The organism is Tychonema sp. LEGE 06208, assembly GCF_015207505.1.
Taxonomy (GTDB): domain Bacteria; phylum Cyanobacteriota; class Cyanobacteriia; order Cyanobacteriales; family Microcoleaceae; genus Microcoleus.
In genome coordinates, this window is the sequence record NZ_JADEWT010000041.1 from 1 (window position 1) to 22,274 (window position 22,274).

A 22,274-nucleotide genomic window follows, 5' to 3' on the forward strand; every position below is an offset into this window, starting at 1 on the left:
ACTTTCGGAGTTAGCTATGGCAGAAATTGAAACCCAGATTCATCGTCTCCCCAATCTTCACAAATGGTTTGTAGAAATTTTCGCTAAACCCACATAGCTATTGGATCATTCTTTTTGTGGAGGTCTCTTAAGGTTGAAGGTGTTGCACCATCAGGTAGTGTCCGACTCCAGCGAATTGGTAACGCTTGTGTGCTTTTTGCTAGGTAGACTTGTCCATCTCTGAACTTAAATGCTGACGAGAGTAAATTCTGCACTACCACCATTGCGTTTCTTTTTGAAGTTAGGATATTTTGCCCGCCCATCAAAAAAGTTGGTATAAGCCCTTTGTAAATGTCTCAAGCATTGCTGTAATGGCACACAGCTAACTTTGTTCAGAAAATCTAGTTCTTCGGTTTTCTTCCATTCAGTTAACATTGAAGAAGTCTCAGCATAGCCTACCCGTTTCTGTTTTGCGTACCAAGCTTCCGTTCTTGTGGCTAAAGCGCGGTTGTAGACCAAACGAACACAACCCAAAGTACGTCGCAACAAACTTTCTTGTTCCGGCGTTGGGTAGAATCGATAGCTGAAGGCTTTTAGTGTCATGCTGACCTTAACTACGCTATTTCACATACTAGCACGTCTTGTGTGAAATGGTATATCTTAACAAAAATTCATGTAAAGCCGTCCTAGAAGGACGGGGTTTCAAACCCAAATTTCTGATGAATTAGATCAGAGCGTCCTAAACATCACACATTCCGGGTGGTCATCACTGCATCCATCAGCTTGAATGTTGCACAGGAGAGCCAGCACCAATAAATCCTATGCTGCTTGACGAAAGTCTTTTAAGTAGTCGTGCAAAATTAATTACATAATATTTCGCATGAAAGCCTGACCTAGCAAGAAGTCTTTATGTAATTAATTTTGTGTAGTTACTTAATCGTTCACTGTTCATTAAGGGAGTGGATAGGTTTTATTTTTCATCCTCATTTTTTCCTTAACGGTGGCTCTAGTTCTTCTGAAAGCCACCGTTCTCATCTTTATTTAGTCTAAAGTCCAGTAAAATATTAAAGGAACTTCTCAGTAGTCGAATTCAAGAGGTAAGACTTGAAACAAATTGGATTAGTAGCGATCGGACGAAATGAAGGGCAGCGCCTCCGCCAGTGCCTAGTGTCGGCCACAGACAAAGTTGTCCGCGTCGTCTACGTCGATTCCGGCTCAACAGACGGCAGCCTAGAGTTAGCCCGATCGCTCGGAGCCCATACAGTAGAACTAGACTTATCTATACCGTTTACTGCAGCCCGCGCCAGAAACGAAGGCTTTGCCCGCTTGCTGGAACTAGCACCAGACATCGAATTTGTCCAATTTGTGGACGGTGACTGCGAAGTAGTTGATGGATGGATCGATCGCGCGCACAGAGAACTCACAGCCAGCCCCGATGTAGCAGCGGTGTGCGGCCGCCGGCGCGAACGATACCCCAAAGCAAGCATCTACAACCAATTGTGCGACATCGAGTGGGATACCCCCATCGGCGAAACCAAAGCCTGCGGTGGCGACTCCATGATGCGTGCCACAGCATTTCAGCAAGTCGAAGGCTTCAATCCCGCACTAATCGCCGGCGAAGAACCCGAACTGTGCTTGCGGCTGCGCCAAAAAGATTGGAAAATCCTTCGCTTAGACGCAGAAATGACCCTGCACGACGCGCAAATGACCAGTTTTGCTCAGTGGTGGAAGCGCGCTCAAAGAGCGGGTCACGCCTACGCCGAGGGAGCCTGGATGCACGGCAGCGAACCAGAGCGCCATTGGGTCAAAGAGACCCAAAGTACCTGGTTCTGGGGATTAGTCTTGCCAGTGTTAGCCTTGACAATGGCATGGCCGACAAAAGGCTGGAGTCTGTTAATATTGAGTGGCTACCCCTTAGCAACCTATCGCACCTATAACTATTATCTAAAGCATCGGGATCTCACAACTCAAGAGGCAGCCATCTACGCTTTCTCATGTGTATTAGCCAAATTTCCCCAGCTACAAGGTCAAATCCAGTTTCACCAGCACCGATTGCTGGGGCAGCAGAGCAAGTTGATCGAATACAAAACAACCAACTCTATTAATTCAGCCAGCTAGAATTACAGCTAACGTCCCAGAAATTTTACCCCTGATTAGCCAACAAATGAGCGATCAAAAATTAAAAGTTTTACTAATTGTAGAACAGTGCAATCCCGACTGGGCATCAGTACCTTTGGTGGGCTACAATTTTTTTAAAAATATCAATAATTTAGCTGATGTAACCCTCGTCACCCATATTAGAAATAAATCAGCTCTCGAAAAACACCCAGAATACGAAAATATTGTCTACCTAGAAGAAGGGAAGTTAACAAAACAATATTATAAAATAGTTGAAAAAATCACCGCAAACGGGCGAGTAAATTGGCCTCTTTATAATACCTTGAGTTACCCAATATATGAAGAATTCAATCAGCAAGTATATCAAAAATTCAAAGGTAAAATCCTCAACGGAGATTATGACATAGTTCATGCAATTACGCCCATGATGCCGCGGTATCCGTTTAAGGTAGTCAGTGTTTGCCAGCAGACTCCTTTTATTCTAGGTCCTGTGAATGGGGGCATTCCCTTTCCCCCAGGTTTTCAAGAAACTGCCAAACAAGAATTTGCTCAATTCAACTTTTTGAGAGCAGTTGGTCGAGCATTAATTCCAGGTTATGTAGACACTTACAAAAAAGCAGATAAGATTTTAGCCGGTTCAACCTATACTTTAAATATGCTAAAAGATTTGTTTGCAATCCCCGATCAAAGAATTGATTTGTTCTATGAAAATGGCATTTCGGAGGAATTTTTAAACCAGACAAATATCCCAATTAAAGATGTTAGCCATATCAATCTGCTTTTTGTGGGTCGATTAGTGCCTTACAAATGTGCCGATATTGTCATTGAGTCTATTGGGAAATTAGACCAGGCAATTAAAAGTAAAATCACCTTAACTATAGTAGGAGACGGCTCAGAAAGAAATAACTTGGAAAACCGAGTAAAGAAGCTTGATCTAGGGGGAATAGTTAGCTTTGCCGGATGGGTAAATCAACAAGAAACTCTGGATTATTATAGGAAAGCAGATATTTTTTGCTTTCCTTCGATCCGAGAGTTCGGGGGCGCAGTGGTAATGGAAGCTATGGCTTGCGGACTCCCCTGCATAGTTGCTAATAACGGCGGTATTGGTGAGTACGTGAATGAAGAAACTGGTTTTAAGATCGAGCCGATTTCTAGAGAGTATCTCACACAGGAGTTGACAAGTAAAATTAAGCTGTTAGTAGAAGACGCTCGGCTGCGGGAAAGTATGTCAGCTAAGGCGATCGAAAAAGCCAGAGAATTTGCCTGGGAAAACAAAGCGATAAAAATCGTCGAGATTTACGAAAAAATGCTCGGCGATCAAAGTGTTAGTGCATCGACATAGTAGATAAATATCCTTGAATTAAAGATTATAAAGCAGGTAAGAAATGAAGGCAAAAATCGGATACTTTATTCCACAATTTCCAGGACAAACACACATCTTTTTGTGGCGTGAGCGACAATTTCTTGCAGAACTTGGAATTGAAACAGATTTAGTATCAACTCAACCGCCCCCCAGAGCGATCGCTTCTCACGTATGGGCAGAAGAAGCTCAAAAAAATACTGTTTATCTATTTCCCTTTGCTGCGAAAGATTTTATTAATTCATTCCTAGAGGTTCTCAAAGCAGGTCCCGCTGCATGGTGGCAGTGCCTCGCAGTTATTGCCCAAGCGAGAGATACATCGTTATTTGAAAAAGTTAAACTCTTAGCACTGGTTTTGGTTGCTGGGAAATTAGCAAGGTTAACAAAAACAAAAGGTTGGTCTCACATCCACGTTCATTCCTGTGCCAATTCCGCCAATATAGCCTTATTTAACTCAATTCTTACAGGCTGTACTTACAGTATAACTCTTCACGGGCCTACTCTAGAAGTGTACGGTTCAAATCAGGAACAAAAGTGGAAAAATGCGGCTTTTGCGATCGTCATATCTCAACTGCTTCTCAATGATGTCAAAAATAAATTAGCAAACTTTCTTCCGAAACAATTAGCTGTTGCTCCCATGGGAGTTAATATTGCAGAAATTAAACGCAGCAGCCCTTACAAGCCTTGGCAAGAAGGAAGTCCGTGCAAGATTTTTGCTTGCGGTCGCCTCAACCCGGTGAAAGGTCATAAATACTTGATTGAGACTGTAGAATTGCTGCGAAATCGGGGATTTGACGTGAGGCTGCAAATTGCAGGCGAGGATGAACAAGGGGGCAGCGGATATCACCAAGAGCTACAAAAAATCATTGAAGATAAATCGATGTCCGAAGGCGTGGAGCTAATTGGGGCTGTTTCGGAACAGCGAATTCGCCAAGGTCTAGAAGCAGCTAACGTTTTCGCTTTGGCAAGTTTGAATGAAGGAGTTCCGGTTGCTGTGATGGAAGCAATGGCGATGGAAGTGCCGTCGGTTGTTACTAATGTAGGTGGAACTTCTGAGCTAGTAGATGACGGCGTGGATGCTGTATTAGTTCAATCAGAAAAACCCGAAGAAATGGCAGATGCGATCGCAAATATACTGCAAAATCCCGAATTTGCTTTGAGCCTCAGTCAGGAATCTCGGAAAAAAATTATGGCCAAATTTAGCCACGGCCGCAGTGCAGAAACTTTAGCTCAGTGCTTGGAAGAACTCGCAAAAACTAATCTGTTTTAGGAATGATATTAATTCCGGTTGCACTCCTTATGATATAGAGGACACGGCTTGGCCTTAGTCCCTACCATGGTAAGGCTCTCGAAAGATCGAGATAATTTGCCTCGGAGAACAAGGCCAGAAAAATCGTTGAAATTTACCAAAAAATGCTCGGTGACAAAGCTGTTTGTAGATCGGCATAGTATAGTAGATAAATATCTTTGGGTTAAAAATTAGAAAGTAGGTGCGAGATGAAGGCAAAAATTGGATACTTTATCCCACAATTTCCCGGACAAACACACACTTTTTTTTGGCGGGATCGACAATTTCTTGCAGAACTTGGAATTGAAACAGATTTGGTGTCAACTCAACCGCCCCCCAGAGAGCTCATTTCTCACGTATGGGCCCAAGAAGCTCAAAAAAATACTGTTTATCTATTTCCCTTTGCTGCGAAAGATTTTATTAACTCATTCCTAGAGGTGATCAAAGCAGGCCCCGCTGCATGGTGGCAGTGCCTCGCAGTTATTGCCAAAGCGAGAGATGCATCCTTATCGGAAAAAGTTAAACTCTTAGCAATGGTTTTGGTTGCTGGGAAGCTAGCAGGGTTAACAAGAACAAAAAGTTGGTCGCACATCCACGTTCAGTCCTGTGCTAATGCCGCCAATATAGCCTTATTTAACTCAATTCTTACAGGCTGTACTTACAGTATGACACTTCTCGGTCCTACTCTAGAAGTGTATGGGTCAAATCAGGAACAAAAGTGGAAAAATTCTGCTTTTGCGATCGTCATGTCTCAACTGCTGCTGAATGATGTCAAAAATAAATTAGCGAACTTTCTGCCAAAACAATTAGCTATCGCTCCTATGGGAGTTAATATTGCAGAAATGAAACGTAGCAGCCCCTACAAGCCTTGGCAAGAAGGAAGTCCATGCAAAATTTTTACTTGCGGCCGCCTCAACCTAGTGAAAGGTCACAAATACTTGATTGAGACTGTAGAATTGCTGCGAAATCGGGGGTTTGATGTGCGGCTGCAAATTGCAGGCGAGGACGAACAAGGGGGCAGCGGATATCGCAAAGAGCTCGAAAAAATCATTGAAGATAAATCGATGTCGGAATGTGTGGAGCTACTTGGGGCTGCTTCGGAACAGCGACTTCGCCAAGGTTATCAAGAGGCTCACATTTTTGCTTTGGCAAGTTTGAATGAAGGTGTTTCGGTTGCTGTGATGGAAGCAATGGCGATGGAAGTGCCGGCGGTAGTTACTAATGTAGGCGGAACTTCTGAGCTAGTAGATGACGGCGTGGATGCTATATTAGTTCAATCAGAAAAACCAGAAGAAATGGCAGATGCGATCGCGCGCGTACTCCAAAATCCAGAACTTGCTTTGAGCCTCAGTCAGGAATCCCGGCAAAAAATCATCACCAAATTTAGCCACCGCCGTAGTGCAGAAACTTTAGCTCAGTGCTTGGAAGAACTCGCAAAAACTAATCAACCCGATTAGACATCGACCGTATTTATTGTGGAACAGGCATCCTGCCTGTTCAAGACTAGCTTTTCACCAGAGGTTATACATCCCAACAAAAAACGGGTTAACCGTATTGGTTAACCCGCGAGCTTAGAAACGCGCAGATCAATTAGTTTTGCACTACCAGCTTGACGTTGGCGTTTTGCAAACCGCGCTGCTTGACGGCTGCCAAGGTCTTGTTGACTGCGTACTTCTGGTTGATGGAGTTAATTAACTCAGTTTGATTGTGCTTTTTGGCCACGCCCCAGAGGTCGGCAATCAGGTCAAAGGAACCATCGCTATTGCGAGACCAACCCAGGTCGTATTCGCCTTCCAGAGTCGCTACGATGTCGGAGCGAACGCGCTGACCGTTATAACCGCGAACATCAGCTTCTGACTTGACTGAAATGCCCAAGTCGCGCAGGGAAGCTTTCAGGATTTCGGCATCGGTGATTTTGGTACGCAGAGTGCTAAAGTGAGACATTGGATTTCCTCCTAATAAAACTGAGAGAGAAACAACAACGGTCTGGATTTAACGGTGCCGCTGGGCGGCTTTTCAATCGAACTGCTAGCTGTTGCTAGCCTTTGCTCCTGTTTGGACCAGGAGAAAGCTTTTAGAATTCCATTCGCTGATATTCAGCGACGGAAGACGCAGCGGGCCGTGCGCGCTGTCTCGCCCAATCTCGGAGGGCGCTGACCTGTTCGGTCATGGTTTTAGACAGTGGCAATGTGGATTTAATGGCCGCGATGATATCTAACTGCGTAAACTCTCTATCTTGAGCGAAGGCCTCGTACATGGCTGCTACTAGCCCTTGCTCAATTTCTGCGCCTGAAAAGCCCTCGGAAACGTTGGAAAGCTGCTCTAAATCGAAGCGAGAGATGTCCCGACGGCGCTTTGACAGGTGAATGTTGAATATATCTTGGCGTTCTTCTTTGGTAGGCAGGTCAACAAAGAAGAGTTCGTCGAACCGGCCTTTCCTCAAGAATTCCCCCGGCAACCGCTCGATGCGGTTGGCTGTTGCCATTACGAAGACTGGGGAAGTCTTTTCTTGCATCCAAGTGAGGAATGAACCGAAAATTCGGCTGGATGTGCCTCCGTCTGAGTCAGCAGAACCACTGCCTCCGGAAAAGGCTTTGTCTAGTTCGTCGATAAACAGGATGGCTGGAGAGATGGATTCTGCTGTTTTTAGAGCGTTGCGGAGGTTGGCTTCCGATCGACCCACCATCGAGCCGTCGTAGACTCGGCCCATATCTAGCCGCAGCAGGGGCAGTCCCCAAAGGCGCGATGTAGTCTTGGCAATCAGCGATTTTCCGCATCCGGGTACGCCGAGAATTAACATCCCTTTTGGTTGGGGCAGACCGTATTCTCTCGCCCTTTCTGTAAAGGCGTTGGAACGCTGCTTGAGCCACCGTTTCAGCTCTTCTAAACCGCCTACTGCATCCAAGGTTTCATCTTCTTCAACGAACTCTAGAATGCCGTTGCGCCGAATTAATTGCTTTTTCTCCGACAGAACTATGTCTACTTCTTCTTCAGTTAACCGCCCTGTCGAAACGTGGGCTTTGCGATACACTTTTTCAGCTTCGTCCTTAGTCAATCCCAAGGCTGCTTTTAAAAGTTTTTCTCGCGCTTCTGTGGTAATGCGTCGCGATTTCGTTTGCTCCAACTGACCGGACAACACTTGGTTGAGTTCCTTCATGTCGGGAAGCGCGAAATCTAATACCACTACTTCCTTTTCTAGCTCGATCGGAATTTGCTGCAAAGGAGACATCAGTATAATTGTCTTTTGCGTTCCTTTGAAGTTGGCGATCGCATCCCGCAATAACCTTGTTACAGTTGCATCATCTTTAAAAGGATGAAGGTCTTTGAATATATAGATTCCACTGGGGTTGTTGCTTGGTTCCCGCTGCCTGATCACCCACTCAAGGGCTGCCTGTGGCGAGAGGGTGCTTTGCTGAGTGTTCCGAGGTTGACCGTGATCCGTGCGCTCTATCATGCCTTGGGTTACAGTCCAGACGAATACTCGTCGCTGTGGCTTGGCTTGAGCTATTGTTGAAATTGCTTGCTCACACCGCTCTTCCTCGGATGTCACGAGGTAGATCAGAGGATATTGAGCTTGGATTAGGATACTGATCTCTTCTTGCATAGTCCTCGACCCACTAGAGACGGTGCTATCTTTGCTGAATCTCAATGCTGCCTTTAGCCGAATTAGAAAAATTTTAGTGAAAAATTTCAGTAAATTTAAGTTCTAGCTTTTGGGGAAGCAAGGCATTCTTAGCAGGGAACCAATTCTTCCTCTCCCGGTCTGGCTGTGCTGGCACCGACGCCTGACACCTGCTTTACTGGAAGATCTTGCTCAGCCAATACGCTCGGCTGACTTGTTACTGATGCCAGTTCTCCATCTCGCATTACTACAGAACCCGTGCATTCTGGACAAGTGTACACCCGGTGGGTTTGTCCGTAGGAGGCTTCTACTTCGTCAACCACTTCGGGGTTTCCTAGGTAAAAGACAATTGCCCTTTCTGCAATTGATGACATCGGTTCTGTTTCGACTGCGGCTTTGATTTTGAGCTGACGATGCAGTTCCGGTGGAAGATACAGTGTAACTTTTTGCTTTTCTTGCATATCTGTGAATTGACTTACCCGGGTATGTATATTAGATTAGCCGCTTAATTCTTTGCTGTCAACCCTCTATGCTGTTTTAGCGTCATCTTGTAATATTTCGTTACAATTGAGGTGATTTTGGGGCAGCCTACAACGGAATTAATAGGCTTTTAGCTGATGAGGCTGCGATGCAGCGGCAGGTATTTCGATTTGGGATTGGGGGTATTGCGATTTGGGATTGGGGAATGAATGGATGGCTGTCAACCGCAGATTTAAGGCAAATTGACGCGAATAAACACAGATCATTTGTATAGGAGCGAGTTTGGGGAGGTAATGCAAGTCTAATTTTAAGGCCCGTTAGCCGATCGCCCCACCAGATATGGCAAAATCAATCAGCGTCTGCCGGTAAACCTCCGGCAATCCCGTGTCAAAACACCGCCCTTGCACCACATAACCAGCCATTCCCTCGAACTCCCGCAATTTATCCAAACAGGATGTTAACTGAAATTCCCCTCTTTCTCGAAAATTGGCACTAATATGTTCCGCCAAATAATCAAATATTTGAGGATTGAGCACATACATCCCAAACATCGATAAAAATAAATCATCCCCCATGCCTTCTACGCTTAAATGCTGCCGCGCATACTCGATATCCGGCTTTTCGTAAACTTGCGTCACAGACAAAATAGCATCTTGTTCCCGCCAAACACCAGCCGCACAGCCGTAGTGATGAATTACCTCAGCCTGTGTCACCCTCAAACCAATTACGCTGTGCTGCACTTGCGAGTAAATATCCAATAGCTGGCGCGCGCAAGAGTTTGCAGTGTCCGACAAGTAAATGTGGTCGCCCAACAGCAGCAAAAATGGCTCCCTGTTCGTCCATTCTCTAGCACAAAATACCGCGTGGCCGAATCCTTCCTGAACATCTTGAGTAAGAATTGTAACTTTCTGTCCTACATTTTGTAAATATTTGCTATAATCTTGGTTTTGCACAGACAGTTTTTGGAAAAGTTGGGGAGACGGAGGAGTTTTAAAGAAATCTTCAAAAAAAGCGCGATCGCCCTTTTGCACAACTATACCAACTTCTTCGATTCCGGCGCTCAAAGCTTCTTCCACAATTGCCAAAATTATCGGTTTGGCGCGGCCGTCGCGATCGATAATTGGAAATAACTCTTTCTTCACAGCCTTAGTAGCCGGAAACATCCGAGTGCCAAAACCGGCGGCCGGAATCACCGCTTTGCGGACTCTGTAGTGAGAACTGACTGTCATAGGATTTTAGATTTTAGATTGAAGAATTTCAAGATTCCTTAAATTGGTATTTTTTTTCAACTGATTTTCAGTTTCACACAATTCATCTGAGGAAAATCCCGTGCAATAATCTCCATAACCTCCTGTTGACTTTCTGCATCTTTAACTATAAACTGCGCCGTGCCGTCTCCTTGAGAACCTACTCCCTTCCCGCCCAAAATATAAGGCTGAATTGGTGGATAGTTCAAAAGTTCATGCAAAACAGAAGCAGTTAACTGCCCCGGACAAGCGGGGATTAAATGCTTGTCAAATTCCCTCTGGGCAACTTTCATCAACTCGCCGAGTTTAACCGCATCTCCCTGCTGTAAAGCTGCGGCTGCATCCTGCGTAATTCTCGAACTAATGGCACCAAGATATAGCTGCACGTTTGCTGCTACTTCATTGGCCGGAAAGGGGTAAGCCAGATTGAGACTTGCCAGGATTTCTTGAGTGTTTTTGCTAGCGCCCAAATCTACGAGCACAAAAAACAAATCTTTGGTAACTTTTAGCTCAACAACATCCATTTGAGAACCGTCAAAAATCATCATAATCGGGCGATTTCCATAGGCACAACCCTGATCCATGCGGCCGCAGCGCGAAGGTGTTGCAGTCTCGCCTAAATAAGCCATTTCCATTTCACCGCGCACGTTCATTTTTAAATCGTATAAGCGGTTGAAAGCGCGGGCTACTAATACGCAAATTGCGGCGCTGGAAGACAGGCCTTTCTGAATTGGTAAATCTGTTAAATAATTGTCAATCTCTACTCCTCCCACGCGGTAGTAGGTGAGAAATTGAGCCGCCACACCGGCTGCATAACTGAAAAAAGTTCCTGTTTGTGCTTCAGCAAGTAGACAATTTTTTTCCATCGGGAGTGCAGCTTCTATTTTGGTGCCGTCATTTAAAGCAGCCCGTAAAATCAAGTGTGTGGGATGCGCCTTAACTTCAGCATAAATTCCTTGATTTGTACTGGCTATCAGAGTGCAGCCTTTTGCTATAGCGGGATTGAGGGGGCGATAAGCGGCTGCCCAATCGCTGTGTTCGCCAAACAGACAAAGGCGGCCAGGAACAAAAAGCTGCATGACATCTATCTAAAGGTATCTATATTGCGATTACTTTAACCTGAAATGCAGATATTTGACTAAAAGTGCGATCGTCCTTTGGGTTGATGTAAGTGGCTGGCAAAATTTGTTTTAATAAATGTCTAGTTAGAAGAATTGAGGAAATAATTTCAATGCGTAAGTTAAATATAGGTCTATCTGACGAGCAACGTGCAGGCGTTATCGAACTGTTGAATCACGACCTGTCAGACGCTTATCTGCTGTTAATCAAAACTAAAAAGTATCACTGGGATGTAGTTGGCCCGCAGTTTCGCTCGCTCCACCAGTTGTGGGAAGAACACTACCAGGCGTTAACAGTAAATATCGATGCTATGGCGGAACGGGTGAGAACTTTAGGTGGCTATCCAATTGGTACTGCTGAGGGTTTTCTCAAGTATGGTTCGATTAAAGAACATATCGGCGATTTGCCTTTAGCGACTGAAATGGTATCGCGTTTAGTTGACGACCACGAACTGATTATTCGCAATCTCCGCGAACACGTTGAACAGTGTGGCGAAGAGTTTAAAGATGATGGAACGGCTGACTTTTTGACTGGTTTGATGGAACAGCACGAGCAAATGGCTTGGATGTTGCGATCGTTTATTGAAGGGGAATCTATTGCGCCGGACGGTAAGCAGCCACAAGCTAAAACTCCTACAGCTTCTCATGCTTAGATTGTTTGTACGGAAATTACACGCTGATGGTTAGAAACCGGGTTTTTTAGGAAAATACTGGTTTAGATAGTTTGATTTCGGTCAAAAACCCGGTTTCTGGGCCTCGGATGCGTCCGTGTTGCAGAAACCGGGTTTTTTGCGATCGACTGCTGGATTCCGAGTGCGCTTCTAAACATAACCTCAGACATTGAGCCGAAAACCGTGCAACAAGAGTGCAAGGTGTCAAAGGCTTTTACGGTATCAAATATTGCCTCGATCTCGGTTTGATACGGTAAAGCGCGGAGAGCCGCATTTATTGAGATTGCTGCCTTCCCTCTGCTGCTATCAGTTTATAATTGCTGGGTTTGTCAAGAAATATTAAATAATCATGCAGCAATGCAGTAAAAGCGGCACAGTATAAATTGTTGACGTAAGTAATAGCACGATTGCTGCTACGGTTAGCCGCAAGAAAATTCATTGTTTGATCGATCGACTCAATTGCTATAGCGTTGGCGAAGTGTTTGGCAAAGCAACCGATCGCTCTCAGGAGACCGGAATTATGATCGAGCTTGGTTGTCTGGTGCGATCGCGCAACAATGACCTCGGTATAGGAAAAGTTGTTAAAATATTTAATTCAGATGCCTTAGTTGAGTATTTTTGTTCGGTGGGGAACCGGATAGAACGAACCTTAGCCTTAAGTTTGCTCGTTCGAGTTAGGCTACAACCTCAGACGAGGTGCTATTTCTGGTCTCAAAGCAAACAAACTTGGAGAGTGGGTCGGATTTTTGCCTGGGATGAAGATAGCTGTAGATACGAGATTGACTTACCAGATCGCCAAACAGAATTCGCCGTTGAACGAGATGTTTGCGTGCGTTGCAATATCCCCATTGCCGATCCGATCGCAATTCTGGCGCTGAAAGGTCAAGAAACACCTTACTTTCACGATCGACGTTTAGCTTTTGTCAAGTGTCTGACTCAACAACGCGCTGTCAGTCGCGGCATGACAGGACTGATTTCTGCCAATATTGAGCTTTATCCCCATCAAGTTGAAGTTGTCCGGCGCGTACTAGAAGATCCTATTCAACGTTACCTGTTAGCAGATGAAGTTGGACTGGGAAAAACGATCGAATCTGGTGCTATTCTTCGCCAATATCTTCTCGACTACCCCCAAGGACGGGCTGTGGTATTAGTACCGCAATACCTGCGGGAACAATGGCTTCAAGAATTAAAAAATAAATTTTATATCTCTGACTCGGACAACCGAGTGCAGGTGCTTGCAGTAGAAAATGTCGATCGAATCAGCCCGAATGCCGATTTAGGCTTTTTAATTTTAGATGAAGCGCATCACGTCGCAGCAATGGCTACTTCTTCAGATTCGGTGAAGCGCGGGATTTTCGAGACTTGCAAACACCTTGCTCATCAAAGCGATCGCCTACTCCTATTATCTGCAACCCCAGTTCTCAATCACGAGCAAGATTTCCTGGCGCTGCTGCACTTGCTAGATCCAATAACCTATCAACTTAACGATTTGGAAGGTTTTCGTGCGAGGGTGCAAAACCGCCAACAAATTGGTCGAGTTTTACTCTCATTTAAGGAAGGAGCAAATCCTTTTGTTATTAAAACTAACCTCAACCAACTGCGAAATCTGTTTGCTGAAGATCCGTATCTGCTCAACCTCGCAGATGAGTTGCAAATTTGCTTGCAGACTAAAGAAACACCTGTCGCCGATCGCGATCGAATTGTGCGATCGATTCGCACCCACATCAGCGACACCTATCGCTTGCACCGTCGAATGCTGCGTAACCGTCGCGCTTCCGTAGAAGATGTAATTTTCGATCGCAATATCATACCAAAAGTCGAATATGAATTAGATGAGCGATCGCCCCAAATTCACGAACTCATCGACGAATGGCGCACTATCGCCCCCAAAGAACAACAATATCAACACATTTTTCTGCTGTTATTCCGTGCTACTGGTACTTGGCTGGGAATCTTGCAACAGGTAGTTGAAGTCCGTTTAAATTGTATCTCCCATGCTGGCATCATTCAGGAATTTGGGATGGATAGCGCCAGAATTTTGAGTGAAACTCCCAAATTTTCAGGAGAAGCAGAAATCCTGGAATCTTTGCTGCGAATTATTCAAGAACCTTCAGAAGATGGCGATCGCATCGAATTACTCAAGATAGTTCTAATCTATCATTTATCTGAGTGTTTCAAACTCCAATCTTATCGCAGCAACCTTCATAAATTGCTCGAACAATTGCAACAGCGAATTCGCAGACCTATACCGGGAGATACCTTACCTAAAATTGTCATTTTCACCAGTTTTGTCAAAACAGGTACTGAAATTTTTCGGTACTTATCAGATACTTTTGGTCAAGAAACTGTAGCTAGCCATCAATTAGGGATGGAACGCTCTCAGGTTGAAAAACACCTCGCTCGGTTCAAAAATGACCCAAAATGTTTTATCCTTGTTTGTGATTCCTCTGGTGAAGAAGGCCGCAACTTCCAATTTGTGAATTGGATGATTAATTTCGATCTTCCCTGGTCGCCAAATCGTTTAGAACAAAGGATGGGCAGGATCGATCGCATTGGTCGCCCGATGAAGGTTCAGTTTACAGTATTTGCAGGTGCAGACCTCGATGATAGCCCTCACAGTGCTTGGTATGAATTATTAAAAAGTGGTTTCGGCATTTTCGATCAATCAATTGCCAGTCTTCAGTTTTATGTAGATGAAAAACTGCCGGAACTTGAAGCAGTGATGTTTCAAGCTGGCGCTAGCGGACTTTTAGAAAAGATTGACTCGATCCGGCAAGGAATTGCTGAGGAACAGGTAAAAATTAGCGAACAAAATGCTTTAGATGAAATTGATGCTCAGGATGAAAATGCTTCTGAGTATTTTCAAGCTTTAGATGATTATGACGCTGGTCATCAAAAAATTAAACTAGCAACTGAAGACTGGATTTGTCAAGCACTAAAATTCAAGAAAGTTGACGATTTGAATTTAGCAAAAGTGCAGCATTATCAACATACTCCGCGCACTTTAATTCCCCTGAGCGATCTAAGAACTCACTTTGCTAATTGTGGAGAAATATCTGGTACTTATAACCGGAGAATATCAACTCAACATCCTGGTGTCAATCTCTACCGTATTGGGGAAGGATTTGTGGAAGGGCTAGCATCTTATATTCATTGGGATGACCGAGGTCAAGCCTTTGCGATGTGGCGGTGCGATGAATCTTGGGATGCTGGAGAAGGGATGGAATGGTTCGGTTTTCGCTTTAATTATGTAGTCGAGGCTAATTTGGAAATAGCCCAGCAAGTTTTAACAGATTTGGAGCAGGATAGTAGTAAATTTAAATCTCTGAAGCGACGCACAGATGCGCTATTTCCCCCTATTGTAGAGACCATTTTTCTTGATGCTCGGTACGAACCAATGAGCATTGTTGAAGATGAAGCTCTTTTGAAGATTCTGCAAGGTTCGTACAATGGTAAAAGTTCTCGTCCCTGCCGAGATTACAATTTAGCCAAAAGTCGATTATCGGTGCTTAATGAGTTTGTTGATGAGAGCAAGTGGGCAGATTTATGCAGTCAGGCGCGCGAGACTTCTGAAATACTGTTGCGCGATCGCACTTTTTTCATCTCACTCTGCGAAGAACGCGCCCGAATCGCCGACCAGAAACTAGGAAATAGACTAGAGCAACTGCGACTGCGCCTCAACCGACTGGCTGAAAGCCAACAAACTTCGCATTTTTTATTAGCAAAAGAAGTGAACATAGAAACTGCGTTAAGTCAAGCTATTTTAGAAGGAATTCGGCATCCCGGAATTAAGCTTGATTCTGTAGGATTCATCATTGTTTCTGGGCGACCTCCGGTTGAATCTCAGGAAAGGGGTGATGAGTGATGACTGATTCTTTTCAACAACTCAGAGAAATTATCCAAACAGGTAAGATTCCTGCGGATTTAAGTCAGTTTTCCGAAGCGGGTCACAGCCACTTACTGGAAACTTTGGATGCTGCTGGAACTTCTTACGCGCCGGGAATGGGAGATATTGCGGCTCTGATCCGTCAGGTTCTGCGGCGGGAAGATGAGCGACAGGGCGGGATGCCCCAAACTCTGAAAGTACCTCGAACTTTCCCTTTCCCCGATCGCGAAATGTGGCAACAAAGCGGTATTGATATTTTGGGTGAAGGTGCAGATTACTATCTAATTAGTGCTCATCCTTGGCAGCCAGAGTGGCTAGATTTTTCCGCACAATATCCCCCAGAAAAACCCGTATTTAATCAGGAAGAGCGCCGCAATTACGAGCCAGTAGAGGGAGATCCGTTTCTGGAATTGGTGGAGTTACAGAAGTATCGGAGTGTAGGGCAACGTGAAGCAATTCGGGCTGTTTTGACGGCTCCTGAAAATTCGACACTTGCGATTAATCTGCCTACTGGATCGGGGAAAAGTCTTTGCGCTCAACTACCGGCTTTGTTGCGATCGCAAAATGCTGGTGTAACAGTTGTTGTAGTGCCAACTACAGCACTAGCCCTTGACCAAGAACGAGCTTTGAAACGTTTTGTGAACCATCCGACTGCCTATTATGGCGATGAATCCGGGCAAGGACAACAGAGAAGGCAGGAAATTCGCGATCGCATTCGCAACGGCACCCAGCGAATCGTTTTCACCTCACCTGAAAGCTTGATGAAGTCTCTCGCACCTGCTCTTTACGAAGCCGCCAAATTACAAATGCTACGGTATTTAGTAATAGATGAAGCGCATATCGTCGAGCAGTGGGGCGATGAATTTCGCCCTGCTTTTCAAGAACTCCCCGGCTTGCGAAGAGATTTGTTGCGCTGGACTTCTTTTACAACTTTATTGCTAACTGCAACCTTAACAGAATCCTGTTTAGATACCCTGGAAACTTTATTTGGCAAACCAGGCAATTTTCAAGTAATATCTGCCGTACAGTTGCGGCCTGAACCTTCCTACTGGTTTGCTTGGTGTCAAAGTGAAGAAATCAGAAAACAGCGATTAATGGAAGCAGTTTATCATCTTCCCCGCCCTCTGATTATTTACGCCACAAAACGCGAAGATGTCAGGCGATGGCAACAGGATTTATTATCCGCTGGATTCAAACGGTGTGCAATTATGACGGGAGAATCCAGTCCAGAAGAACGCTCTCAACTGATTGAAAACTTGCGCGAGAGACGAGTTGATATAATTGTGGCTACTTCTGCCTTCGGATTGGGTGTGGATCAGTCAGATATTCGAGCCGTGCTTCATGTCTGCATCCCCGAAACTATAGATCGCTTTTATCAAGAAGTCGGTCGAGGAGGTCGAGACGGCAAAGCAGCAATCTCGCTCACCCTACATACCACTCAAGACTTAGAGATTGCCAAATCGCTTAATGACAAATCTGCCATTACGGTCGATCGGGGATTTCAACGGTGGAAAAGTATGTTTTTGAAAAAAGAAATGTTCCCCGATGGTCGCTTTCGCGTTCCCGTGAATCTTGCTCCATCCTCAAAACCAGAAGATATTGACATGAACAGCGAACAGAATCAGGCTTGGAACATCCGCACTTTAACGCTGATGAGTCGATCTGGTTTAATCGAGATTGATGCCGACGAACCGCCGCAAAGAAGAAATTTTAAATCAGAAACAGCTTATAACGAAGCTTGCAAACAGCACAGAAAATCCCGGTTCATCCGCATCCGGGATGAATCGCACCTCAACCGTCAAACTTGGGAACATAAAGTAGAACCAATTCGCCAACAGCGCCAAAACTGGAGCTATAAAAACCTGCAATTAATGCGCGAGGTTTTGCGGCCGAAACGCTGTATTTCCGAAATTTTGGCTGAAGCTTACACCATACCCGCCCGTGCAGTACCAGAAGCCAGAAAATCGGTGATAGTTTCTCGCGCTTGTGGTGGATGTCCTGTTTGCAGAAAAAACGGGCAAGCACTATTTTCTGGAATTATGCCCGCGCCATTACCTGTATGGCAGGAACCAAATTTTGTTGTAAGTGAAAAACTAAAATCCTTGCTGGGAGAAGATAAGTTAATGCTCGTTTTTTATGATTCTCATGAAGCTCAAAGCTGGAGACTCAAAAGCTCTAAAGTTTTTAACTGGTTAATCGAGCAGGGAATTAATAATCTAGTGCTTCCTGATGAATTTCAGAGTATATTGATTGAAGAAACAAATCGGATAGCCGATGCTTGTATATTTTTGTTTCAAAAATACGAACCTATGCTGATGCCGCGCATTCCCAGCCTGATCTTTCATCCGCCCGGAAAGGCTATCCCTCACAACTATCTGTCACTCAACAGAACTTCTCAAGCTCCGCTAGTCATTATGCTTCCCGTAGATACACCCGATCCGAGCCGCGATGACCGCAAGCTAATTAATATTTTTTCAAGCAGATACTTGATGTTTAACCAGTTTTGCAGGGAGGTTAATTTATGAGCGTCTTAAAAACTGCTTTAGCTACTCCTAGTAGAATGCGAGGAATATTTAGATATTTACTTCAAGCACCCAAACAGCGCGAAAACAAGGAAAAACTCACTCGCCTGCTTTCTCCCGATCAATTGTCAGAAGGGAGAAACAAAACTGCCGAACATCCGATGTTTAATGCTGCGCTGCGAGAAAGTATCAAGTGCGGTTTATTAATCGAAGAAAATGAGGATATTGCGGTAAATCTTCAGCTTCCCAAAGCATCTATACATCCTCAGACAGGCGATAACTTGTTACCTGATACGCTGGTACAGCTATTTTTTGCTGCTGATAACGAAGATGAAGAAGATTTTGGGCGGTTAATAGCATGGTATTTAGCACAGGATATTTATGATGCTCCCGATACATGGGAAAAAGTAGAAAAGCTGGTCGCAGAGCAGGGAGTTGCTGAGTCTTTAGATTTGAAAATATCCAGCAATACCCTGTCTGGTCAAGTCGAGGATTGGATGTGTTATTTAGGGTTTGCTTGGAGTCATGCTTCAGATTCAAACAAAAAACTTGTTGTGGCTGAGCCAACTGCTTATCTCAGAAGAAATTTAAATGATTTATTTCAAGGAGAAGCAAAAGCTAAACTTTCAATCCGAGAGTTTATCGATCGCCTAGCTAAAAAATGCCCGGTTTTTGAAACTGGAAAATTTCGAGAACAGGTTGAAGAAAAAATTGGTAGTCGCTTACCAAATCACTTATCAACTAGCACGGTTTTTGCTTTATTCCGCCTTCAGGATGATGGTTACATCAAGCTAATCCGAGAGTCGGATGGTGATTTATTCATCTTTCCAAGTACAGACAAAGAAGCAGGATTTTCTCATATTATTTTGACAGGGGTTGAACCATGACTTTTACAAAATTTGTTTGCTGGGATGTCGATCGCGTTCGCCGCGTGATGGGTGTGGAGGCTACCCAAACTCCAGATAGTATATTTGTGGCAACTCACCATCCAATTGCCATGTACCGCCAGGAACTGATCGATGCACCGTCGCAAGTTCCCTACAGTGAGGAACAATTTTTGAAAGATTTTCTAGCTGAACAAGATTTCGCTTTTGTGCCAGTTTTAGGAAGCTCTGGGACGGGAAAATCTCACCTAATTCGTTGGCTAGCTGCGAATATAGCATCGACAGAGAAGCGCCGAGTTTTGCTGATTCCAAAAATTGGCACGAATCTCAAAGATATTATCAATTTAATATTAAAAGGGATGAAAGGAGCAAGTTTTGATGAATACCGGCAGCGTTTAAATCGAGGGACTAGCACCTTAAATGAAGCGCAAGCGCGGGAACAACTTCTGAATCAGCTTGCGGCTGCGGTTGGCCCGAACGGTCGGGGCGATCGCACTAAACTTTCTGATGTGGAAAAATACCTAGTTGATGCTGTTGATTCTCTACTCTACGATCCATTTTTCCGAAAACACTGGCTAAAGGATGGGGGTATTATCCATCAATTAGTTGTCCACATTCTCGGACAGCGAGATACAGTAGAAATTGTGGAAGAACGGAGGCAGTTTTCGCTAAATGACTTGCCTCTCAATGTCTTAAACTTGCAAAAATCTGGGCAGTCTGCGCGGGAATTTTATAGCTTACTGATCGGCGATGAGGATACTCAAAAGGCAACTGTAGATTGGTTAAACCGGCATTTAGATGAAGCCATAGCTCAGGTTTTGAGCTTGGGGCGGGAAGATTTGCAAAGATTGATGGGGGAAGTTCGGGAAGCTTTAGCAGAACAAGGAATAGAGTTAGTTTTGCTGATTGAAGATTTTGCTAAATTGCAAGGCATCGATCGCGAAGTTTTAGAAGCAGTTTTAGCGCGGCCTCAGCAACCAGGAGGCAAACATTTGTGCGCGATCCGAACGGCGCTAGCTTGTACTACGGGCTATTTTGATGGTTTGAGGTTAGATACAGTAAAACAGCGGATTACTTTTAGCGTTAATCTTGACCTTGGCACAGTTGGGGAACAATCTTTAGTGAATTATGCAGATATCAAACAATTTGTGGGTCGATATCTCAACGCGGTGCGTTTGGAGGATAAAACAATTCAAAATTGGTGGGCTGACTCTCGCAATCGCGAAGATTCGGATCGAGAATCTCTACCTAGTGCTTGCAATGAATGCGAACACAAACTAGCTTGTCATGCGGGTTTTTCAGAAGCAGACGGTTTTGGTTTGTATCCTTTTACTTCGGAAGCCTTAGAGCAAATGCTGGCGAGAGTCAACCCAGGCAATTTTAACCCTCGAATTTTGATTAAAGATGTTCTTAAGTGGACGCTAGAAACTGCTGTTGCTGATATCGAGCGAGGAGATTTTCCTGCTATTTCTGTGCGGGAACACTTTGGGAAGATGCGGCTGAGTGCTTTGCTTCAGGGAGATATTCAAGCTAAAGACCCACAAAATGGCGATCGCCGCCAGACTCTCCTTGATTTGTGGGGGGATAGTAACGAGCTTTGTGATTTGCGCCCTGAAGTTCACTCTGCATTTAATATTCCGGCGCTGGGCGGGGAGGTTCAGCAAATAAAAAAAATATCATCTGTTTCGCGTGTTCAAGAATCTAGGATTTCAGTTAGTAATTATCAAGTTGATTCGATCTATACAACTAAAAATAATCAGACTACAGCCGCACAAATTCCCGACAAGCTGACTAGGCAAAAAGAATTTATTGATAGGTGGAACAATGGAGAAGGTCTCCCACAAGATATCGCTGGGGAACTGCGGCCGTTGATTTACTCAGCTATCGGCGAGCGGATCGAATGGGATACGGAAATGCTGCTTAAGGGGGTTTTTGCTAGTAGTGGGACGACTTACTTTAAAAGCAGAAATATTACTTTTGTGAGTCCAAAGGTGACGAGGGAGACGATTTCTGGAGTTAAACTATCTCTTCCTCTGCATCCTGATGATGCAGATGAGTTTCGGGAAACGGCGATCGCCTTTCAAGGTATGTTGCAATACAAGCACTACAAGCATTGGAAGTTCCCGGAGGGCGATCGCTACTTTCGCACCTACGCTAAACAACTGGAAAAATGGAGTCAATATGTAGTTGAGCAAATTCGCCTGTATCCCCGCGAGTCTGGGGAACCCTGGAGCCCTGTACCTGCGGCAGTTGAACTACTGGCGATCGCCACCACAATGGCCGGACATTCTACGGGTGAAGATTCGATCAATGCTTTGTTTCTCAAACTAGAGCCAAAAGATTTAGAACATCGTTCAGCTACTTGGAAAAAGCTATTTGGTACTTTAGAAAAACACTCCCTAGCTTTACTAGAAACTGTTACCAGTAGAACGGCTTGCACGAAAGGAAGTTCTAAACAATTTCAGATTATTGATGTTGTACAAATCCTCGATCCATTGAAACAGGTTAGCAAATCTTGGCAGCCTCAATGTGAAATTCCGGCCGATGTTCGGGAGAAGTTTCCCGAAATTGATAAAGCGCGTCAAGCGGTGGATGAACTTCTAGAAAAAGCAATTCAAGAAGAGTGCGATCGCCAACTTGCTGTTTACAATTCTCTTGTATCTGAATTAGGAGAAAACTTCAATAAAAAGGATGTTACCGATTTAGTAAAACGGGCGATCGATAGCTCGCAAGAAGCTGGTGTATTTCGAGGCATAAAGAGTGTCGATGAGCTAAAATCAGTCTTGGAACAGTTTAAACGAGTTGGAATTTCTAGCTATTTAGAAACAATGAAGCGCGTGCAAACTGAGAAAGATAATCCCGATAGTAAACCGGGGAAGCTGCTTAAGTATCTCAGCGAAAATCATCAAAAAGCAATGACAGAATCTTCGGACTTTCTCAATAGTACCAATAATTTTCTTGATGCTTCTCTAAGCGAGGTCAAAAACCGGATTGAGGAGTTAGAAGCGTCAGGCGGTGGAACAGTAGAATCTAGTCATAGAGATATTCAAGATGGATTGGTAAAATTGCGGAATCTAATTAGTGAGATTAAAGGATAAA

14 protein-coding genes and 1 pseudogene are annotated in these 22,274 nt (G+C 44.5%); 9 read left to right on the plus strand and 6 right to left on the minus strand.

Annotated elements, in window-relative coordinates; genetic code table 11:
* Positions 1 to 128 precede the first annotated feature (128 nt).
* Positions 129 to 582: pseudogene (locus IQ263_RS12850) on the minus strand (RNA-guided endonuclease InsQ/TnpB family protein); the annotation flags it as partial.
* Between the two features lie 501 nt (positions 583 to 1,083).
* On the opposite strand from IQ263_RS12850, the gene IQ263_RS12855 reads away from it, so the two are divergent.
* From IQ263_RS12855 to epsE (IQ263_RS12870), 4 genes are all read left to right on the plus strand, one after another.
* Positions 1,084 to 2,097 (plus strand): glycosyltransferase family 2 protein, encoded by a 1,014-nt coding sequence (locus tag IQ263_RS12855; RefSeq protein WP_194067770.1) that lies wholly within the window; start codon positions 1,084 to 1,086, stop codon positions 2,095 to 2,097.
* A 46-nt stretch (positions 2,098 to 2,143) separates the two neighbouring features.
* A complete protein-coding gene (locus IQ263_RS12860) occupies positions 2,144 to 3,439 on the plus strand; it encodes a glycosyltransferase family 4 protein (protein ID WP_194067771.1) in 1,296 nt (431 codons plus the stop codon).
* Positions 3,440 to 3,482: 43 nt separating this feature from the next.
* Positions 3,483 to 4,727: an exopolysaccharide biosynthesis GT4 family glycosyltransferase EpsE gene (gene epsE / locus IQ263_RS12865; RefSeq protein ID WP_194067772.1), complete on the plus strand. Its 1,245-nt coding sequence runs from the start codon at positions 3,483 to 3,485 to the stop codon at positions 4,725 to 4,727.
* A 227-nt stretch (positions 4,728 to 4,954) separates the two neighbouring features.
* The gene (epsE, locus tag IQ263_RS12870) at positions 4,955 to 6,202 is read left to right on the plus strand and encodes an exopolysaccharide biosynthesis GT4 family glycosyltransferase EpsE (RefSeq protein WP_194067773.1); all 1,248 of its coding nucleotides are present in this window, start codon (positions 4,955 to 4,957) and stop codon (positions 6,200 to 6,202) included.
* Between the two features lie 133 nt (positions 6,203 to 6,335).
* On the opposite strand, the gene IQ263_RS12875 is transcribed toward epsE (IQ263_RS12870), so the two are convergent.
* The 5 genes from IQ263_RS12875 to IQ263_RS12895 all read right to left on the minus strand — a co-directional run bounded on the left by IQ263_RS12875 (position 6,336) and on the right by IQ263_RS12895 (position 11,173).
* Positions 6,336 to 6,689: a DUF1257 domain-containing protein gene (locus IQ263_RS12875; RefSeq protein WP_096832348.1), complete on the minus strand. Its 354-nt coding sequence runs from the start codon at positions 6,687 to 6,689 to the stop codon at positions 6,336 to 6,338.
* 130 nt (positions 6,690 to 6,819) lie between these two features.
* Complete coding sequence (ycf46, locus tag IQ263_RS12880; protein WP_194067774.1) at positions 6,820 to 8,349, minus strand: stress-responsive protein Ycf46; 1,530 nt, start codon at positions 8,347 to 8,349, stop codon at positions 6,820 to 6,822.
* A gap of 128 nt (positions 8,350 to 8,477) precedes the next feature.
* A complete protein-coding gene (locus IQ263_RS12885; protein ID WP_194008388.1) occupies positions 8,478 to 8,828 on the minus strand; it encodes a slr0373 family blue light stress response protein in 351 nt (116 codons plus the stop codon).
* 336 nt (positions 8,829 to 9,164) lie between these two features.
* Positions 9,165 to 10,076 (minus strand): UTP--glucose-1-phosphate uridylyltransferase, encoded by a 912-nt coding sequence (locus IQ263_RS12890; RefSeq protein ID WP_194067775.1) that lies wholly within the window; start codon positions 10,074 to 10,076, stop codon positions 9,165 to 9,167.
* Between the two features lie 56 nt (positions 10,077 to 10,132).
* Complete coding sequence (locus tag IQ263_RS12895; RefSeq protein WP_194067776.1) at positions 10,133 to 11,173, minus strand: mevalonate kinase family protein; 1,041 nt, start codon at positions 11,171 to 11,173, stop codon at positions 10,133 to 10,135.
* 152 nt (positions 11,174 to 11,325) lie between these two features.
* Between IQ263_RS12895 and IQ263_RS12900 the strand changes: the two genes are divergently transcribed.
* The 5 genes from IQ263_RS12900 to dpdH all read left to right on the plus strand — a co-directional run bounded on the left by IQ263_RS12900 (position 11,326) and on the right by dpdH (position 22,273).
* On the plus strand, positions 11,326 to 11,865 hold the full coding sequence (locus IQ263_RS12900) for a Dps family protein (protein ID WP_194067777.1): 540 nt from the start codon (positions 11,326 to 11,328) through the stop codon (positions 11,863 to 11,865).
* Between the two features lie 460 nt (positions 11,866 to 12,325).
* Complete coding sequence (dpdE, locus tag IQ263_RS12905; protein WP_228050011.1) at positions 12,326 to 15,748, plus strand: protein DpdE; 3,423 nt, start codon at positions 12,326 to 12,328, stop codon at positions 15,746 to 15,748.
* A complete protein-coding gene (dpdF, locus tag IQ263_RS12910; protein WP_194067778.1) occupies positions 15,748 to 18,294 on the plus strand; it encodes a protein DpdF in 2,547 nt (848 codons plus the stop codon). The genes dpdE and dpdF overlap by 1 nt, the downstream gene beginning before the upstream one ends.
* Positions 18,291 to 19,178, plus strand: a complete 888-nt coding sequence (gene dpdG, locus IQ263_RS12915) for a protein DpdG (protein WP_194067779.1) — start codon at positions 18,291 to 18,293, stop codon at positions 19,176 to 19,178. The genes dpdF and dpdG overlap by 4 nt, the downstream gene beginning before the upstream one ends.
* Complete coding sequence (dpdH, locus tag IQ263_RS12920; RefSeq protein ID WP_194067780.1) at positions 19,175 to 22,273, plus strand: protein DpdH; 3,099 nt, start codon at positions 19,175 to 19,177, stop codon at positions 22,271 to 22,273. Before dpdG ends, dpdH begins: the two co-directional genes overlap by 4 nt.
* Position 22,274: the final 1 nt, after the last annotated feature.

Bases quoted from the DNA above. Each gene is read 5' to 3' on its own strand.
- IQ263_RS12860 (WP_194067771.1), top strand. From the start codon at position 2,144: ATGAGCGATCAAAAATTAAAAGTTTTACTAATTGTAGAACAGTGCAAT.
- epsE (WP_194067772.1), top strand. From the start codon at position 3,483: ATGAAGGCAAAAATCGGATACTTTATTCCACAATTTCCAGGACAAACA.
- epsE (WP_194067773.1), top strand. From the start codon at position 4,955: ATGAAGGCAAAAATTGGATACTTTATCCCACAATTTCCCGGACAAACA.
- IQ263_RS12875 (WP_096832348.1), bottom strand. From the start codon at position 6,689: ATGTCTCACTTTAGCACTCTGCGTACCAAAATCACCGATGCCGAAATC.
- ycf46 (WP_194067774.1), bottom strand. From the start codon at position 8,349: ATGCAAGAAGAGATCAGTATCCTAATCCAAGCTCAATATCCTCTGATC.
- IQ263_RS12885 (WP_194008388.1), bottom strand. From the start codon at position 8,828: ATGCAAGAAAAGCAAAAAGTTACACTGTATCTTCCACCGGAACTGCAT.
- IQ263_RS12890 (WP_194067775.1), bottom strand. From the start codon at position 10,076: ATGACAGTCAGTTCTCACTACAGAGTCCGCAAAGCGGTGATTCCGGCC.
- IQ263_RS12895 (WP_194067776.1), bottom strand. From the start codon at position 11,173: ATGCAGCTTTTTGTTCCTGGCCGCCTTTGTCTGTTTGGCGAACACAGC.
- IQ263_RS12900 (WP_194067777.1), top strand. From the start codon at position 11,326: ATGCGTAAGTTAAATATAGGTCTATCTGACGAGCAACGTGCAGGCGTT.
- dpdF (WP_194067778.1), top strand. From the start codon at position 15,748: ATGACTGATTCTTTTCAACAACTCAGAGAAATTATCCAAACAGGTAAG.
- dpdG (WP_194067779.1), top strand. From the start codon at position 18,291: ATGAGCGTCTTAAAAACTGCTTTAGCTACTCCTAGTAGAATGCGAGGA.
- dpdH (WP_194067780.1), top strand. From the start codon at position 19,175: ATGACTTTTACAAAATTTGTTTGCTGGGATGTCGATCGCGTTCGCCGC.